The 13,213-nt window shown below is 63.9% G+C and carries 14 protein-coding genes and 1 riboswitch; of the genes, 10 read left to right on the top strand and 4 right to left on the bottom strand.

Annotation, left to right across the window (positions count from 1 at the left end; genetic code table 11):
- Positions 1 to 100 precede the first annotated feature (100 nt).
- The 3 genes from G572_RS0118720 to G572_RS24675 all read left to right on the top strand — a co-directional run bounded on the left by G572_RS0118720 (position 101) and on the right by G572_RS24675 (position 3,268).
- Positions 101 to 868 (top strand): SDR family NAD(P)-dependent oxidoreductase, encoded by a 768-nt coding sequence (locus tag G572_RS0118720; protein ID WP_029059783.1) that lies wholly within the window; start codon positions 101 to 103, stop codon positions 866 to 868.
- 128 nt (positions 869 to 996) lie between these two features.
- A complete protein-coding gene (locus G572_RS0118715) occupies positions 997 to 2,346 on the top strand; it encodes a DUF418 domain-containing protein (RefSeq protein WP_029059782.1) in 1,350 nt (449 codons plus the stop codon).
- Between the two features lie 142 nt (positions 2,347 to 2,488).
- Positions 2,489 to 3,268, top strand: a complete 780-nt coding sequence (locus G572_RS24675) for a DUF1194 domain-containing protein (RefSeq protein WP_245566255.1) — start codon at positions 2,489 to 2,491, stop codon at positions 3,266 to 3,268.
- Here G572_RS24675 and G572_RS24670 read toward each other — a convergent pair.
- Positions 3,235 to 3,741 carry a hypothetical protein gene (locus G572_RS24670; RefSeq protein WP_156884732.1) on the bottom strand — a complete coding sequence of 169 codons (507 nt, stop codon included), beginning with the start codon at positions 3,739 to 3,741 and terminating at the stop codon, positions 3,235 to 3,237. The two genes, G572_RS24675 and G572_RS24670, sit on opposite strands and share 34 nt — an antisense overlap.
- A gap of 372 nt (positions 3,742 to 4,113) precedes the next feature.
- Here G572_RS24670 and G572_RS0118700 point away from each other — a divergent pair, with 372 nt between their 5' ends.
- The 7 genes from G572_RS0118700 to G572_RS0118670 all read left to right on the top strand — a co-directional run bounded on the left by G572_RS0118700 (position 4,114) and on the right by G572_RS0118670 (position 11,276).
- On the top strand, positions 4,114 to 5,280 hold the full coding sequence (locus tag G572_RS0118700; RefSeq protein ID WP_029059781.1) for an ABC transporter substrate-binding protein: 1,167 nt from the start codon (positions 4,114 to 4,116) through the stop codon (positions 5,278 to 5,280).
- 91 nt (positions 5,281 to 5,371) lie between these two features.
- Entirely contained in the window at positions 5,372 to 6,295 is a 924-nt protein-coding gene (locus tag G572_RS0118695; RefSeq protein ID WP_029059780.1) for a branched-chain amino acid ABC transporter permease, read from the top strand.
- 5 nt (positions 6,296 to 6,300) lie between these two features.
- Complete coding sequence (locus G572_RS0118690; protein WP_029059779.1) at positions 6,301 to 7,266, top strand: branched-chain amino acid ABC transporter permease; 966 nt, start codon at positions 6,301 to 6,303, stop codon at positions 7,264 to 7,266.
- Positions 7,259 to 8,014: an ABC transporter ATP-binding protein gene (locus G572_RS0118685; protein WP_029059778.1), complete on the top strand. Its 756-nt coding sequence runs from the start codon at positions 7,259 to 7,261 to the stop codon at positions 8,012 to 8,014. Before G572_RS0118690 ends, G572_RS0118685 begins: the two co-directional genes overlap by 8 nt.
- The gene (locus G572_RS0118680) at positions 8,011 to 8,721 is read left to right on the top strand and encodes an ABC transporter ATP-binding protein (protein ID WP_037547444.1); all 711 of its coding nucleotides are present in this window, start codon (positions 8,011 to 8,013) and stop codon (positions 8,719 to 8,721) included. Before G572_RS0118685 ends, G572_RS0118680 begins: the two co-directional genes overlap by 4 nt.
- Before the next feature lie 209 nt (positions 8,722 to 8,930).
- On the top strand, positions 8,931 to 10,637 hold the full coding sequence (locus tag G572_RS0118675; protein WP_169391337.1) for an ABC transporter substrate-binding protein: 1,707 nt from the start codon (positions 8,931 to 8,933) through the stop codon (positions 10,635 to 10,637).
- 285 nt (positions 10,638 to 10,922) lie between these two features.
- Positions 10,923 to 11,276 carry a DUF1636 family protein gene (locus G572_RS0118670; protein WP_029059775.1) on the top strand — a complete coding sequence of 118 codons (354 nt, stop codon included), beginning with the start codon at positions 10,923 to 10,925 and terminating at the stop codon, positions 11,274 to 11,276.
- Here the strand turns inward: G572_RS0118670 and G572_RS24665 are convergent.
- The 3 genes from G572_RS24665 to G572_RS0118655 form a co-directional block, all read right to left on the bottom strand.
- Positions 11,262 to 11,825, bottom strand: coding sequence for a hypothetical protein (locus G572_RS24665; RefSeq protein ID WP_037547442.1), 564 nt, complete (start codon positions 11,823 to 11,825; stop codon positions 11,262 to 11,264). The genes G572_RS0118670 and G572_RS24665 overlap by 15 nt on opposite strands.
- 84 nt (positions 11,826 to 11,909) lie before the next feature.
- Positions 11,910 to 12,611 carry a CbtA family protein gene (locus G572_RS0118660; RefSeq protein ID WP_029059774.1) on the bottom strand — a complete coding sequence of 234 codons (702 nt, stop codon included), beginning with the start codon at positions 12,609 to 12,611 and terminating at the stop codon, positions 11,910 to 11,912.
- Between the two features lie 3 nt (positions 12,612 to 12,614).
- Complete coding sequence (locus G572_RS0118655) at positions 12,615 to 12,797, bottom strand: CbtB domain-containing protein (RefSeq protein ID WP_029059773.1); 183 nt, start codon at positions 12,795 to 12,797, stop codon at positions 12,615 to 12,617.
- Positions 12,798 to 12,829: 32 nt separating this feature from the next.
- A riboswitch (cobalamin riboswitch) is annotated at positions 12,830 to 13,048 on the bottom strand.
- Positions 13,049 to 13,213: the final 165 nt, after the last annotated feature.

The following is a 13,213-nucleotide window of genomic DNA, read 5'->3' as shown; positions in this document are numbered from 1 at the left end:
TTGACATGCACTTGACCGCTTGTTCGCTTCCTGCCACCAGTTTGCGGCGAACGTACCGCATGGGTGGTGCGGGAGACAGGTCGACAACTGGAGAGTACATATGAAATTGGGGGAAGGCATTTCGGCCGTTGTTACGGGCGGCGCATCGGGGCTCGGCGCGGCAACGGCACGGCGTCTCGCAGCATCCGGTGTGAAGGTGACGCTTTTCGACATGAACGTCGAGGCGGGCGAGGCTGTCGCACGGGAAATCGGCGGCGCCTTCGTCGCGGTCGATGTCACGAGCGATGACAGCGTCACCAAGGGATTTGCCGCGGCTCGCGAGCGCTTTGGCGTCGAGCGGATCCTGGTCAATTGTGCCGGCATCGCGCCGGTTGCGAAGACCACCTCCCGGGGGGAACCCCATCCGATGGACATGTTCGAGAAGGTGGTCGCCGTCAACCTCGTGGGGACGTTCCGGTGCATCGCCCATTCCTCGACCGCAATGACGGCGCTTGATCCGGTCACGGACGATGGCGAACGCGGCGTGATCGTCTCCACGGCGTCCGTTGCCGCCTTCGACGGCCAGATCGGACAGGTTGCCTATGCGGCGTCGAAGGGCGGCGTCGCCGCCGCGACCCTGCCGATTGCCCGTGACCTGTCGAAGTCCGGCGTGCGTGTCATGACCATCGCGCCGGGGCTCTTCGAAACGCCGATGCTGCTTGGCCTCCCTGAGGAGGTGCAGGCCTCGCTCGGCCAGCAGGTGCCGTTCCCCTCGCGCCTCGGCAAACCGGACGAATATGCCAATCTGGTCGCGGCCATCGTCGACAATCCGATGCTCAACGGCGAGACGATCCGCCTCGACGGCGCCATCCGGATGGCGCCGCGCTGAAGCGAAAAAATCTTTGCGAAAAGACAGGGCGGCCCGGATAAGTAGATCCGGGCCGTTCTATTTTATTGTGCGACGCGTTGTTTGGTTGTAGACACGCGAGATCGTTCCCTTTTTCTGGAAAATCGCAAGTGGATCAAAGTATCCGTTCGGCCGTGCCCGGCGTCGCTCACCCGTCGCCGACGGGCCGCCTGGCCGTTCTCGATGCCCTGCGCGGCTTCGCCGCCCTTGGCATTTTGTGGCGCAACATCTTTGTGTTCGGCATGCCCGCGGTGGCCTTTTCGCTTCCGGAGGAATGGGGACTGGCGACCGACGCCAATGTCGCCAGCTGGCTGTTCGTCGTGATCTTTGTCGACGGCACCATGCGCGGGTTGTTCTCGCTCCTGTTCGGCGCATCCGCGATCCTGATAATGGAAAAGTATTCGGAGCGCCCGGGCGGCCTTGCCGCCGCCGATCTCTATTTCCGCCGCCTGATGTGGCTGATCGTTTTCGGTCTGGTGCACGGGTATCTGCTGCTCTGGCCCCATGACGTGCTCTACGTCTATGGCGTCATCGGCATGTTCCTGTTTGTCTTTCGCAACCTTTCCGGTCGCTGGCTTCTTGTTATCGCGCTAGCGATTTTCGCGGTGTCTTCCTTCAAGGACGGCACCGGATGGAGCCTGGCGGAAGAGTCCATGAATGCACTGGACGCAAAGCAGATGATGGAAGCCAAGGAGCGCGCGGTCGGCGGCGCACAGGATACGGGCCCGGGGGCCTCGGAGGCGGTCGAGGACAGCATGGCTGAGAGCGCCTCCGGCATGGACCAGGCAATGCTGGAGGACGTGGAGCGATTTGCGCTCTACGAGATCGAGGAACATCTGCAGGGCTACGTCGGTCTCCTGCACAGCATGGCCTCTCAGACGTTTCTGGAGCAGACCACGATCTTCGTCTCCGACCACCTGCTCGATGTCGGGGCGATGATGTTCTTCGGCATGGCCCTGTTCCGCCTCGGCGGCCTGTCGGGTGCGTGGTCCTTTCGCGCTTATCTTGCTCTCGCGGTCGGCGGTCTCGGCGTCGGCGTTCTGCTCGGCTTGGGTATCCACGGCGCGACAACCCTTGCCGTCCTGGAGGCCTATTCCGTCGGCACCGCCGATGCCTATCTTTACAATGCCCGGCGACTGGCGTTGTGTCTCGGGCTGATCGGACTGTTTCATGTTCTTTGGCGTGTGCGGGCAACGGCGGGTGTTATTCGGGTGCTTTCGGTGGTCGGGCGCATGCCGCTTTCGGTTTATGTCAGTCAGACCATCATCTGCGTCGCGGTGTTCTACGGGGTAGGCTTTGCGCAGTTCGGAACGCTCGAGCATTATGAATTGCTGCTGGTCGCGCTGGTCATAAACGCGGTCCAGATCGGTGTGGCCCTGCTGTGGTTGCGCCGATGGCGGCAGGGACCGCTGGAAGCCTTGCTTCGGTATTTGGTCGAGGGAAAGCCACGCGTCGGCTGAATTCCGCTACGTCACCATTGCAATGTGCGCGTGTCCATCTACCCTAATTGTCAGAAGCGCCAATGGCGGCGTGAGCGGCAGGGGAGGTCAGTGGGTGCAGCATTTCAAGTCTTACCGCCCGCGTTTTGCCAAAGACGCCGGATTGCCGAGACACAAGCCCGGTTTCGGCCGGGTCGCGGCATGTGTCACCACGGGCCTTGCGGCTCTCTTCAGCCCGCTTTCGGCGATGGCCTGTCCCCTTGCACTCGTGCTGGCGATCGATGTGTCGTCGAGCGTGGACGCGAGCGACTACCGTTTGCAGATGGAGGGTCTCGGCGAGGCTTTTGGCGATCGCGAGGTGGTCGATGCGATTGTCTCCAATGGCGGCATGCTGGTGACCGCGTTTGAATGGAGCGGGCGCGACAAGCAGGTCCCCATCGCCACCTGGACCTGGCTGGACACGCCTGCCTCGGTGCAGGCCTTCGCCGAGCGTCTCGCCGGCGCATCGCGGAGCTACCATCGGTTTCCGACGGCGCTTGGATATGCGCTGGGCCATGCTGCGACACAGTTCGCGCGCGCACCACGCGCCTGTACCCGGCAGGTCGTGGATGTTTCCGGAGACGGCGTGAACAACGAGGGTTTTTCGCCGCCGATCGCCTACCGCGCCTTCGACTTTTCCAGGACCACCGTCAACGGACTCGTGATCAAGGGAGCGGACCCGGATCCGGAAGATTACTATCGTCGGACCGTCATCCGCGGGCCGGACGCCTTTGTGGAAACGGCGGAGAGGTTCTCCGATTATGGCGTGGCAATGAAGCGCAAGCTCTTGCGCGAGATTTCCGGAAATGTCTTTGCCCGCCACCAAAAGGGCCATCCGGCGAGTGCCCGCTGGACGGCGAGCGACCTGGCCTATCGGCAGTTGCGTCGAGAGGACGCGCCATAGAGCCCGCCCTGGCCCGATCCCGTCACGACCCCGGTTGAGGGCGGGCACCGGCTGTCGCGCCGTGCCGGCATCGGCCGGGCGGCGATGCAGGCCTCATAGGCGGCATCGAACTGGCGCTGCCAGTCGTCGAGGCCGGGTCCGTTCAGCGCATCGAGCGCCGCCAGCCCGCCGCCAAGGCGTGCGCCGCGCCGCGCGCCGCGCGCGCTCCAGCCGCCTGGGGCCGGTCCCGGGCCGGCAAGCCCGCCCACCGTCGCACCCTCGACGGCCGCGGCCGCGATGTCGTTGCCGTTCATCCCGCGCGCACGGGTCTGATCCGCATAGGCCGCCGCCTGGATCGAACAGGCATCCGGTTCCGGACCGGAATCGGAAAGGCTGGCAGTGGTGCCGGCAAGAAGGATGGCGACGGCAAAAGCCGTGCGGCGCCGAATGGAGCCGAGAGCGATCCGGCTGGACATGACAGGGCGGGCAGGCATGGCGGTTTCCTCTCGCTCTTGCCGGAGATCCGGCGGGACACGGCTTTCGACGTCGCTGTGGTTCCAGATTGCGGCGCCGACGGATGTCGGCGACGGCAATCGCGGCTCTCGCCCCCGCAGGGAGCCTTTCCCAAGGCCCGCAAGGCCAGGACGAAATCTTCATCAGCCTATTCGGATTTTCCCTTCCGCATGCTTAACTTCCACGGGCCAAGCAAGAACGGGCTTCACACCGGAGATATTTTAGGTCTAAAATATTTCCATCCGCCGGAGAGCGGGAAGCCGTTCCGGACACGGCTCCAGAAGACGACAGACACCATTCAGAGGACCGTCGCTGACCGCCATGGCGGGCGCCGGGCCTGAGGGGAGAGACCAATGAAGCGTATCATAACTGCCGCAGTCGCTGCGGCCGCCGTGGGCCTGTGCGGGGCTGCGGCGCAGGCGGAAAGCCTGAAGATCGGATTCCTCGCCACCCTGTCGGGCCCCCCGGCGGTGCTGGGGCAGCACATGCGCGACGGCTTCCTGCTCGGCGTCAAGCAGGCCGGCGGCAAGCTCGGCGGCCTCGATACAGAGGTCATCGTCGTGGACGACGAACTGAAGCCGGATGGTGCGCTGACCAAGGTGCGCGGCCTTCTGGAACGCGACCAGGTCGACATCATGGCCGGCGTCGTCTTTTCCAACGTGATGATGGCGGTCTACAAGCCGATCATCGACAGCGAGACGATTTTCGTCGGCGGCAATGCCGGTCCGTCGCCGATCGCGGGCCGGGCCTGCTCGCCCTATTTCTTCACCACGTCCTACCAGAACGACCAGAACCATGAGGCGATGGGCAAATACGCGCAGGACACGGGCTACAAGCGCATGATCGTGATGGCGCCGAACTATCAGGCGGGCAAGGATTCGATTGCCGGCTTCAAGCGTCACTTCAAGGGCGAGATCATCGACGAGGTCTACACGAAACTCGGGCAGCTCGACTTTTCCTCCGAGATCACCCGCATCGCCGCCGAAAAGCCGGATGCGATCTTCACCTTCATGCCGGGCGGCATGGGCGTGAACCTGGTCAAGCAGTACAAGCAGGCGGGCCTTGCCGGCGAGATCCCGTTCCTGTCCGCCTTCACCGTCGACGAAACCACACTGCCGGCGACGCAGGATGCGGCTCTTGGCCTTCAGGCCGGCGCGCAGTGGGCACCGAACCTCGACAATGAAGCCAACAAGGCGTTCGTGGAGGCCTTCGAGGCGGAATACGGCTATGCTCCGGCGACCTATGCCGCGCAGGGCTACGATGCGGCGCGGCTGATCGATGCGGCCCTCACCAAGGCGGGTGGAAAGGGCGACAAGGAAGCTCTGATGGCGGCCCTGAAGGAGGCGCCCTTCGACAGCGTACGCGGAGACTTTGCCTTCAACACCAACAACTTCCCGATCCAGGACGTTTATGTCGTCGAGGCGGTCAAGCGTGACGACGGCACCTATGTCACCCAGACGGTCGAGATGGTGTTCGAGGACAAGATCGATGCCTATGTCGATCAATGCCGGATGAACTGACGATCCCGAACAGTCCGGTCCGGGCGCGTGGCCCGGACCGGTTTCCTCCCCATCGCCCCCGCGATCATGCGCAACCGACGAGGCCGCACCGTTGAGCGCCACCCTCTTTGCCGTCCAGACGCTGAATGGCCTGCAACTGGGCATTCTGCTCTTTCTGATTGCCGCCGGGCTGACGCTTGTGTTCGGCGTGATGGACTTCATCAATCTCGCTCATGGCGTGCAGTACATGCTCGGCGCCTATCTGGCGGTCGCCGGCTACGGCATCACCGGAACCTTCTGGGGGGCGCTGCTGATTGCGCTCGTCGGGGCGCTGGTCGTCGGCCTCTTGCTGGAAGTCCTGATCTTCCGACATCTCTATGACCGGGATCATCTCGACCAGGTGCTGGCGACCTTCGGCGTGATCCTGTTCTTGAACGAGGCGGTGAAGGTGGTCTGGGGCGCGGCCCCGCTGACCCTGCCCATGCCCGACCTCCTGTCCGGGTCCGTCGAGATCATGGACGGCCTGTTGTATCCGGTCTACCGGATCGGGCTGATTGTCACAGGACTGGCGGTGGCCGTGCTTCTCTACGTTCTGGTGAGCAAGACCCGCGCGGGCATGCTGGTGCGCGCCGGCGCGACAAACGCGCCGATGGTCTCCGCACTTGGCGTTGATATTCGCCGGCTTTTCATGCTGGTTTTCGGCTTCGGGACGATGCTCGCCGGCTTCGCCGGCATTCTCGCCGCCCCCATTCTGGTGGTCGAACCGGGGATGGGCGACAATCTCCTGATCCTCGCCTTCGTCGTGATCGTTATCGGTGGCATCGGCTCGATCCGCGGCGCGTTTCTGGCGGCCCTGATCGTCGGTCTCGTCGACACGCTGGGCCGGGGATTTGCAACCGACATCGCCAAGTTGCTGCTCTCGCCGTCGGCCGCCAATGACGTCGGCCCGGCCATCGCGTCCATGCTGATCTACATCCTGATGGCGGGCGTCCTCTTTTTCCGGCCGACGGGTCTCTTTCCGGTGCGGGGCGGGTAGGGCTCATGTCGATGCATTTCACTCCCGCCCGCCTGTCGCGCGAACTGCTCGGCGCTCTCGTTGTCTTTACGCTGTTTGCCGGCCTTCCCGTTCTGGCCGACCTGATGGGCGATACGTTCATCGTCTTCTTCACAATCCGCGTCATGGTCTTCGCGATTGCGGCCGTCAGCCTGTCGCTCATTCTGGGCTACGGTGCGATGGTGAGCTTCGGCCATGCCGCCTATCTCGGGGTTGGCGCCTATTCGGTAGCGATCCTTGCCGAGCACGGCATCTGGGACGTCACCGTGTCGCTGCCGGTCACGCTTGCCGTCTGCGGGCTATTCGCGCTCGTCACCGGGGCGATCAGCCTGAAGACGCGCGGCGTCTATTTCATCATGATCACGCTCGCCTTCGGGCAGATGGCCTATTATACGGCAACCTCGCTCTCCGCTTACGGCGGCGACGACGGGCTGACCATGTGGGGCCGGACGGAGATCCTTGGCTCCACGGCGCTCGGTGACCGCACGGTGTTCTACTATGTCGTTCTGGGATGCCTGTTGGCCTGCTATCTGATCGCGCGCATGGTTGTCGCTTCGCGCTTCGGCCGGGTTCTGCAGGGCGCAAAGCAGAGCGAAATGCGCCTGCGCGCCATCGGCATCGATCCCTATGCCTACCGGCTTGTCGCCTATGTGATCGCCGGCATGATGGCGGGCCTTGCCGGTGCGTTGCTCGCCAATGCGGCCGAATTCGTTTCTCCCGCCTATATGTCCTGGCATCGCTCGGGCGAGCTGATCGTGATGGTCGTGCTGGGCGGGCTCGGGTCGCTGCTCGGCGCGATCGTGGGCGCGGCGAGCTTCCTCGTCCTGGAGGAAGTGCTGTCGCATTTCACGCAGCACTGGCGGTTGATCTTCGGGCCCTTCCTCGTGCTCGTCGTGCTGTTCGGGCGCGGCGGACTGATTTCGCTTCTCCCGGGAGGGCGCAAGAATGACTGAGCCGATCCTGGTGCTCGACGATCTGTGCAAGGCTTATGGCGCGCTCAAGGTCACCAATCACGTCAGCCTCGATGTGCGTCCCGGTGAGATCCATGCCGTGATCGGGCCGAATGGGGCCGGCAAGACCACGCTGATCGGCCAGATCTCCGGCGCGCTTGCGCCAGACAGCGGTCGCATCCGTTTCGACGGGCGGGATGTGACGGCACTGCCGATGCATGCGCGTGCCCGCGCCGGATTGCTGCGCTCGTTCCAGATCACCGAGATCCTCCCCGCCTTTACCGCGCGCGAAAACGTCGCCCTGGCGCTTCAGGCGCGCGAGGGGCATTCGTTTCGTTTCTGGCGCAACGTCTCGCGCGATGCCGCGCTCAATGCCCGCGCCGATGCGGGGCTGGCGGAACTCGGACTGGAAACGCGCGCGGACGTGCGCGCCGGAACGCTGTCGCATGGCGAAAAACGCGCGCTGGAACTCGCCATCGCCATGGCCTGCGGGCCCAAGCTCCTGCTGCTCGACGAGCCGATGGCCGGCACGGGTCGCGAGGAGACCGACCGTCTGGTCGAGGTGCTGCGCGCGCTCAAGGGGCGGTATGCCATGCTTCTGGTGGAACACGACATGAGCGCCGTGTTTGCGCTCGCCGACCGGATCTCGGTGCTGGTCTACGGCGAGATCGTCGCGACCGGCACGCCGGAGGAAATCCGCGACAACGCCAAAGTGCGCGAGGCCTATCTCGGCGAGGAGGCGGTGGCATGAGCATGCTGCTCGAAGTGTCGGGGCTGGAGGCTTCTTACGGTGCCGCGAAGGTGCTCTTCGGGATGGAGTTTTCCGTACCCGCCGGCCAGGTTGTGACCTTGATGGGGCGCAACGGCATGGGCAAGACGACGACCATCCGCGCGCTTCTCGGCATGATTGCCGCCGATGCCGGGCGTATCGTCTTCGACGGTGAAGAGGTGACGGGACGTCCGTCCTACCGCGTGGCGCAGGCAGGTCTCGGCCTGGTGCCGGAAGGGCGGCAGGTCTTCCCGACCCTGTCGGTGGAGGAAAACCTCGTCGCCACCGGCGCGAACCGGCGCGGGGCGACGCCCGGTTGGTCGCTGGAGCGCGTCTACGACTTCTTTCCGCGCCTGCGCGAGCGCCGGCTCAACATGGGCAACCAGCTCTCCGGCGGCGAGCAGCAGATGCTTGCCATCGGCCGCGCACTGATGACCAACCCGAAGCTCCTGATCCTCGATGAGGCGACGGAAGGGCTTGCGCCCCTGGTCCGCGCGGAAATCTGGGCCTGCCTGGAGCGGCTCAAGGGGGAGGGGCAGTCCATCCTCGTCGTTGACAAGAATGTCGACGCGCTGGAAAAGCTCGCCGATGCCCATGTCGTGGTGGAAAAGGGGCAGGTGGTCTGGTCGGGAACATCGGCGGAATTGCGGGACGACCCCACCATTCGCGAACGCTACCTGAGCGTTTGAGGACACATTGAGCCGTTGAAAGTCGTCCGCCGCTCTTGCCATGAGAGCGGATGCACAGTCATTGAATGGTCACATGCGGGCGGTCCCTTGTCGCTTCCGGCGGGGGACTTCAACAAAATCTCGATCACGTCATATGCAAACGGCACGAGCGCCTGTCCCGTCAGGGTGCGAAGGCACGATCTGCAATCAGCCGCAAAGGGCGATACGCAATGACTTCAGGCCCCAATCATCGTCTCGTGGAGCGCGCTCGCCGTCAGATGGAGCAAGGCGGTCTCGACCGACGCCAGTTCGTTCGTCTTGCCGCCTTGTTCGGCCTCGGGGCGGCAAGTGCCTACGGGCTCGCCGGCCTTTCGGCCCCCGCGCAGGCGAATACGCTCGCCGATTCGCCATTTCCCGCCGTTGATGCCGACGCCACGCGCGGCGGGATCCTGCGCATCGGCATGGGTGTGCAGAAGATGGACGATCCGGCGCTGTTTTCCTGGGGAGAGATGGCAAATCAGGCTCGCCAGGTGCTCGACTATGTCGCGATGACGGGCGCCGACAACATCACCCGGCCGATGCTCGCCGCCGGGTGGCAGCCCTCGGACGATCTCAAGACCTGGGTGATCACCTTTCGCGAGGGCGTGACCTGGCACAATGGCGATCCCTTCACCGCCGAGGACGTTGCCTGGAACGTGCGGCGCTGGCTCGACGCCACGCTCGGATCCGCCAACATCGGCCTGTCGACCTTCAGCGCGCTGGTTGAGGAAACCGGCGAACGGGAGGAGGACGGGACGCCGGTGCGCCGTCCCATCGCGGGCGCCGTCGAGGTGGTCGATCCGTTGACGTTGCGCCTGAACCTCGCCAAGCCCGTATTGTCGGTGCCGGAGGATTTCAGCAATTTCTCCTGCCCCATCGTGCATCCGTCCTTCACCGCGCCGTGGTCGGACAATCCGATCGGCACGGGCGCCTACAGGCTCAAGGAGCTCATCGTTGGCAAACGCTGCATCCTGGAGCGGATGACCACCCGCACAGATGGCGAACCCTTCGCCTATTGGGGGGGAGACGTGCTGCTTGACGAGATCCACTATTACGCCTTCAGCGTCGACAACCAGTTGCTCGCGCTGGCCGGCGGCGACGTCGATGCGATCTTTGAATTCGGCCCGGAGCAAAAGCCGCTGGCCGAGAGCTTCCCCGGAAAGATCCTTCCGGTGGAAACGGCCTATTGTCTTGTGTGCCGGATGCGCATGGATACCGCGCCTTTCGACGATGTGCGGGTGCGCAAGGCCGTGCAAATGTCGGTCGACAACGCAGCGATTGCGAGTATCGTTTTTGCCGACGATGCGCAGACGGGCGAGAACCATCACGTTTCGCCGGTGCATCCGGAGTATTTCGACCTGCCGAAGACAACGCGCGATGTGGAAGCGGCAAGGGCGCTCCTTGCCGAGGCCGGATACGCGGACGGCATCGACCTCACCATCGATGTTGGCAATACCGACGGCATCTGGCAGCAGACCGTGTGTGAGGCGATGCGCGACCAGATGGCCGATGCCGGCATTCGCCTGACCGTGAACCTGATGCCGGCGACAAAATACTGGGAGGTGTGGACCGAAACGCCGTTCGGAGCCACCTCCTGGGCGCATCGCCCGCTCGGCACCATGGTGCTGTCACAGGCCTATCGCTCCGGCGTGCCGTGGAATGAAAGCCGTTTCTTCAACGCGGAATTCGACGCCGCCCTGGATGCGGCCGAGGCGATCTTCGATCCCGACGAACGTCGGCAGAAGATGGAGACGGTCGAGCGGCTGCTGCAGGACAGCGGCGCCATCGTACAGCCGCTGTGGCGGCCGATCTACACGATGACGGCGAACAAGGTGCATGGCTTTCCGGCGCATCCGTCGAAGTACCATGTGCTCAACGCGACCTGGGTCGAAAGCTGATGTCAGTGCCTGACGGGCCGCAACGAAGCGGCCCGTCGGGCGTTTCCGCGAGCTTGCGCTTCACAGCAGGTGCCCGCCATTGGTCTAGCGCTGATAACCAGTCCGAAGTTCCTGATCCGTGCCGAAATCCTTGCCGGCGTCCATGTCGCGGTGGAAAAGAGGCGGCTGGTCTGGTCGGGAGCATCAGCGAAAGGCGGGACGACGGGTTCGTGCGCGAGCGCTATCTGAGCGTCCAGATCGCCATAGCGGTCTTTATTGAATTGGCACCGGGTCGGTAGTGGCAAAATGCGCATTGTGATTTGTATGAGGTGCGATAGCGGACAACCGTCCGGCGTTCACGAGGGGCATCTTGCGGCCCTTCGCGATGCCTTGCTCCGGGAAGGCTTGGGAGAGACGGTGGAGCTCGTGCCCGCAGACTGCTTGGGGGCCTGCGGGGAGCCGACTGCATTGGCGCTGCAGGATGCCGGACGGGCGACCTATCTTTTTGCCGGCGTGTCGCCTGTCAACGATATCGAGGACATCGTCAGCACGTGTCGCCTCTATCTGTCATCGCCCGAGGGCCGGATTGTGGATGCCCGTCCCTGCGGTCGTCTGCGGTTCTGCCTGAAAGGCCGTATCCCGGCGTTACCGGCTGGCTGATGAAGCACCGGCCCGGTCAACCGTCACCGTATGCTTCGCGCGCAGCGGCTTGGAGCCGACGGCCAGAGCACGGTGGTCGTTTGCGTTGAGCGTCACTTCAACGCTGTTTGTCCCGGTCGGAAGCGTGGCGATGTGGAACCAGTTGCCATAGTGGCGGGCCACCTTCTCGCCATTGATGTAGATGTGTGCGTGGCCTTCGCCATCGACATGCGCGCCGCTTGCATGTTCCGGAGCGAAGCGGAAATTGCGGGTCTCGATATGAAGGTTCCAGCCCGATGCGGGGTCCTGCAAGACCTCGATACCGAGCTGCGGGGCGTTCGGCCCGGCGATCAGAGACAGAATTTCATCGTGGCCATGCGATGCGTGCGCAAGACCCTCGCGCCCGGATGAGGCATGGGCCGTCGATGCACCGGTCATTCCTGGCGAATGATGTGCCGGATCGGAATGATCGTGACCGCTCACGACGATGCCGTTGGTCGCAGCTGCGGTGAAACCGATCCCGGCGCCGAAGAACAGGCCGAGGAGAAGAAGGGGAATCGTGCGGTCCATGATTGCCGAGCGCCTGTTCGTCGGGGCAGGGCCGGACACCGCGAATTCGCGATGTCCGGCTGCTTTTCGTTGGTCTCGCCGTGATCAGGCGGTCTTGGGTGAGGTGTCCGGTGCGCTTTGCTGGGTCCAGAAGTAACCGGCGAAACAGCCGACGAGAGCCCAGGCAACCATGCCCACGCCAAAGGCCCGGGCCGCGAACAAGGCGCCGATCTCTGTCGGAACAGGTCCGGTGAAGACGTCCGGCTCCGGCGCGCCGATCACATGGGGCGCCAGCAACAGGATCGCGGCGATGCCGTAGGAAATCCAGTTGTTGACGAATGCGATCAGCCACAAGGCGATGCCGCTGGCGGCGACGGTCGAGAACCACCAGATCTGGCGTTCATAGACATCCGCCGCAGCAACTCCCGGAACTTCGGGCGCGAGCGTGAAGCCGGGGGCAAGGTGAACGACTACGAAACCGGCGATTCCCCAAACGAGGCCGGTACGAGCCGAAATGACGGCTCCGCGGGCTTCGGCAAGCGACATGAGCGAGACAAGTATCAGCGCATAGCCGCAATAGATCAGCATCGTGAAAAAGAGGCTCAGGCCGTCCCGAACGGCGTCGATGCCACCAAGGTCCTGAATGGCGGAAACGGTGGAATCAGTCCCGAAATGCACCAGATCGCCGCCCTCGTAGAGTTCGGCGTGGAGCAGAACGGGCTGCACGAAATAAAGCTGCAGCAGGGCCGCAATAAGCCCGGCAGCAGCGCCAGCGAACAAGGCGCTGGTCAAGATGCGTGTGAACATCCGTTAGTGGCAGGGAAAGCCGGTGGCGTGGCGCACGTCGTGGGCGGCGTCATGCAGCGCGTTGGCCTGAACATGGCCTGCGACGAAAACGATCGCGAAGCCGAGCACAATTGACGCCACGGCGGCGATCAGGGGCGTCGCCTGCGTCGATGAGGACTTGGCCGCGACAGAAGTTCCAATGGTCATGATACACTCCTTACCGTCTCTCCCGACGGTCGATTGGAAGATATTCGATGGCAGGTCTCCTGACTCGCGTGTCGTCGCGACCCTTGTTCCTTCCCGGGCCGTTCAGGCCTAGTGGATTCCGCCAAGGGCGCTCTGCGCTTACAGTTGCGGGGGCAGTCACGGACTTGGCGCCTGTTGGCTACACCTCACCGTGTTCCCTTTTCATCCAGCCTGCCGCCGGCGCAGCTGGAACCATCGTCGCAAAGCAAATACCCTGGCGCCCCTCCTGTCAAGGACGGTACGCAGACGGTCCCGTTTGACCGGGCACAAGCGCCGCCGGCCGTCCGGGTTCGATGCCCTGTCGCAAGCCGCGCGACGCATCGGCACGCCGCGTTCGCTTTTTCTTGCCCTCGACGGTGGGACCATTTAGTCGTCGT

The organism is Stappia stellulata DSM 5886 (assembly GCF_000423705.1).
GTDB lineage: Bacteria > Pseudomonadota > Alphaproteobacteria > Rhizobiales > Stappiaceae > Stappia > Stappia stellulata.
The sequence above is the reverse complement of the archived record's forward strand: the minus strand, read 5'-3'. Positions and strand labels throughout refer to the sequence as shown.